Here is a 3,686-nt window from a genome sequence, read left to right on the forward strand (position 1 = left end):
AATGGTGATCTATCGCCAGTAGAGTATGAGCAAAGTTCCTTAAGAAAAGTGTCCTGATTTAGTTGTGCAGAACAATATTTAAGTTAATTGATTCAGGACAATACGAACCGTAGTGCCCGAATCAATTACTCACAGTGATTAAAATGATATGACTTTTGTTTCAGCATCAAGCATTTTTTTAGCTATGTGGGGAGGTAAAGCAGGGGTAATACCTTCAATCAAATCAGTTTTTTTAACACCTTTATTAGGTAGATAAAGAGCGCAAACTTGAACTGTTCCCCCCATTTTTATAATGTTTTTCATTAAGCTTTGTGGGCTCATATTTTTAGGCTTTAGCTGTGTTAAAACTGATTGAGGAGCATCGATCAGTGCGATATCGCCGGCTTGCCCACATAAAAGGATATTGACCTCAGCACCTTGTTTTAAAGCTTGTGATGATAAAACCATACCCATTAACTGAGTTTGTGTGTTGTCAGATGTTATAAATGATAAAAGCTTAGGTTTAGTGCCTGCCTTATTATCGTCTGCAAAAGCACTGAAACTAATAGTAGAAGCCAATAATAAGATGACTGTTAATATTCGCATAAAATTTACCTTTTTTAATTCAGTAATTGAGGGCACTTGTTTTTAATTACACTCTCTGGTTCCACGGCATCAATGCTATAATTCTTGCTAGACCACAAAAACCGGTTGCGCCAGCAACAAACAAGCCTGCTGCAATAAATATTATTGGCCAAATGAAAGCGGTCGAAATTGTTAAAGAAAGAGCACAGAACACTAAAATTAGAGTACTTATAGATAATTGAACTTGACGATCTAGTGGCAAAATTGATTTTTCACCTTTACGAACATTATATCCTTCATTGACCCACTCATTTATGCCTCCGCTGATATTGTATATATTCAAATCTGGGTTATGGGCAAGTAACTTTTCACACGCACTTTTACCACGACCGCCTTTTTGGCAATATATTATATAAGCGCTTTTCTCATGTTTAATATCTTCTCCTTTTAGTTTACTCAAAGGGAGTAATTCAGAGCCCTCTATGTGTGAAGTCATGTGTTCTGCTGGTTCACGAACATCAATTATTCCTACATCTTCCCTTTCAATTAACATGAAAGCTTCATTTGCAGATATTTCTTTTGGTTGCATTTTTTAATTTCCTCATGAAATAAAATTATTTAGAACAAGCTGTACTTTATATTAGGTTGTTCTAATATAAAAGGTAAATACTTTACTAAATTTATAAAATTGAGTTTTACTTTTCGAGATTGGTAATCTTTTTTAACTCTTAAGGTTTACTTTTTCATCGATAATATTGATTAAGTTAATCTGTTTTTTGATATTGCTTTTGGTTATATGCTTATGCGATATTGATCTTGTCAAAACGATAAACATCAATTGGGAAAACATTATGACTGAACAAAATGAAACACAATTACAATTTCCACAACTGAATAAACCTGCGCCTGCGTTCAATGCAAAAACCACTCATGGTGATCGCACATTGGAAGACTACAAAGGAAAGTGGTTAGTGCTTTTCTCACATCCAGCAGACTTTACTCCCGTATGTACTACTGAGTTTATGGGCTTTGCAAATGCAGCAGATGAGTTTTCAAAGATGAATACCGAGCTACTTGGTTTATCAATCGATAGTATTCATGCACACATTGCATGGGTACGTAACATCGAAGAAAACTTTGGCGTAAAGATCCCTTTTCCAATTATTGCTGATCTCTCTATGGAAGTGGCGCATTCATACGGCATGGTGCAACCAGGTGCAAGTGATACTGCGGCAGTCAGAGCAACGTTTATTATTGATCCTGAAGGCATAATGCGTGCTATGGTTTATTACCCAATGAGCAATGGCCGCTCGGTAAAAGAGTTCCTGCGTTTAGTTAAAGCATTACAAACCAGTGATGAAAATTCAGTAGCTACACCAGAGAATTGGGTAGAAGGCGAACCAGTTATTGTACCACCACCACATACCGTTGAAGACGCTGCTGGTCGTAAAGATAAAGGATACGATTACGTTGATTGGTACTTTAGTAAAAAAACTCTTTAATACTGTTCAATGAAACGTTGGCCCAAGGATTTCTCCTTGGGCTAACTTCGAGGGAATATTTATGAAAACAAACTATGAGATACAAGAATTTCTTGATCAAGACAGTGAAACATTTAGCTATGTCATTTTTGATAAACAGACAAAGAAAGCTATAGTCATAGACCCTGTATTGGACTTCGATTATAAGTCTGGCCGCACTTCAGAGGAGGGGGTTGAGAAAATAGCGAATTATATTAAGAAAAATGAGCTAAATCTTGAGTGGGTGCTAGAAACCCACGCACATGCTGATCATATTTCAGGTGCTCCATTCTTCAAAAAGGTATTTGGTGCAAAAATTGGGATTGGTGAACATATTAAAACGGTCCAAAAAACATTTAAAACGTTATTTAACCTAGAAAAAGAATTTCTACCAAATGGAACTCAGTTCGATAAATTATTTAAAGATGGTGAAATATTTCATATAGGTGAACTTACTATCCGAGTAATGCATACACCTGGGCATACACCTGCCGACTTGGCGTATTTAATTGATGAAAGTGTTGTATTTGTTGGAGATACAATTTTTATGCCGGACGTTGGAACTGCGCGTTGTGACTTTCCGGGTGGGAGCAGTTCACAGCTTTTTGACTCGATAAAAAAAGTATTGGCTTTGCCGGATGAAACAACGATTCAAGTATGCCATGACTACCCAAACGAAAGTCGAGATTATCGCCATAGCGTAACGGTTAAAGAGCAAAAGGAGTCTAATATCCATGTCAACAATAGCGTAATAAAAGAGCAATTTATAGAAATGCGTGAAACACGTGATAAAACGCTATCTATGCCGCGCCTTATTTTGCCTGCAATTCAACTTAATGTGAGGGCTGGTAATTTTCCACCTGCAGATAATAACGGTGTAAGTTATTTAAAAGTACCACTAAATCAGCTTTAAAATTATAGCTACTTTTATAGTTAATCTATTTTACAAGAGCTCAGAGGGAAGAGTAATGTTAAAAAACTACTTAGTTTTAATTTTAATCATAGGTTTTACTCCTTTAGCTGTAAATTCAACATCACTTGGTGAAAATGATAAAAGTGTATTGGAGCAAGAAGCACAAAAGCGAATAAAAGAATTCTCGAGCAGTTTAAAGTCGCAGTTAAAGTCAGCTATCAATAAAGGAGGGCTCAGCGCTGGTGTTAAAGTGTGTAGTGAGCAGGCACCAAAAATAGCTGAGCAGTTGTCAACTGACGGTTGGTCTGTTGGTCGTACTAGCTTACGCACCAGAAACACCAGCAATACGGCTGATCAATGGGAACTAAAAACACTGGTTGATTTTGAAAAACTCAAACAACAAGGCATTGAGGTTAATACATTGGCAAAGTCGAATTACGATGAACAAAGTTTTCGTTACATGAAAGCGATACCAACCGGCGGTTTGTGCTTAGCTTGTCATGGCTCCTCAGTCACACCTGAAGTCAAAAAAGTTATTCAGCATTATTACCCTGAAGATAAAGCAATTGGATTTAATGTGGGTGATATTCGTGGCGCGTTTACACTAATAAAACAACTAAAAGCAACTAATTAGTGTAAACAGTACTGAGTTTAGTATTAGCACAATGAATTTTTTATTATATATTTTA

General features: G+C 36.4%; 5 protein-coding genes. 3 read left to right on the forward strand and 2 right to left on the reverse strand.

Features of this window, described 5'->3' with window-relative positions; genetic code table 11:
- Window positions 1-138 precede the first annotated feature (138 nt).
- Both A9479_RS19325 and A9479_RS19330 read right to left on the reverse strand, forming a co-directional pair.
- Window positions 139-585, reverse strand: a complete 447-nt coding sequence (locus A9479_RS19325; protein WP_064664316.1) for a hypothetical protein — start codon at window positions 583-585, stop codon at window positions 139-141.
- A 46-nt stretch (window positions 586-631) separates the two neighbouring features.
- Complete coding sequence (locus A9479_RS19330) at window positions 632-1,153, reverse strand: rhodanese-like domain-containing protein (RefSeq protein ID WP_058155756.1); 522 nt, start codon at window positions 1,151-1,153, stop codon at window positions 632-634.
- 262 nt (window positions 1,154-1,415) lie between these two features.
- Here A9479_RS19330 and A9479_RS19335 point away from each other — a divergent pair, with 262 nt between their 5' ends.
- From A9479_RS19335 to A9479_RS19345, 3 genes are all read left to right on the forward strand, one after another.
- Window positions 1,416-2,066, forward strand: a complete 651-nt coding sequence (locus A9479_RS19335; protein WP_064664317.1) for a peroxiredoxin — start codon at window positions 1,416-1,418, stop codon at window positions 2,064-2,066.
- Between the two features lie 61 nt (window positions 2,067-2,127).
- On the forward strand, window positions 2,128-2,997 hold the full coding sequence (locus A9479_RS19340; RefSeq protein ID WP_016899623.1) for an MBL fold metallo-hydrolase: 870 nt from the start codon (window positions 2,128-2,130) through the stop codon (window positions 2,995-2,997).
- Between the two features lie 55 nt (window positions 2,998-3,052).
- Window positions 3,053-3,631, forward strand: coding sequence for a DUF3365 domain-containing protein (locus tag A9479_RS19345; RefSeq protein WP_064664318.1), 579 nt, complete (start codon window positions 3,053-3,055; stop codon window positions 3,629-3,631).
- Window positions 3,632-3,686 lie beyond the last annotated feature (55 nt).

This window comes from Pseudoalteromonas sp. MQS005 (assembly GCF_001661605.1).
In the GTDB taxonomy this organism is placed as follows: Bacteria; Pseudomonadota; Gammaproteobacteria; order Enterobacterales; family Alteromonadaceae; genus Pseudoalteromonas; species Pseudoalteromonas tetraodonis.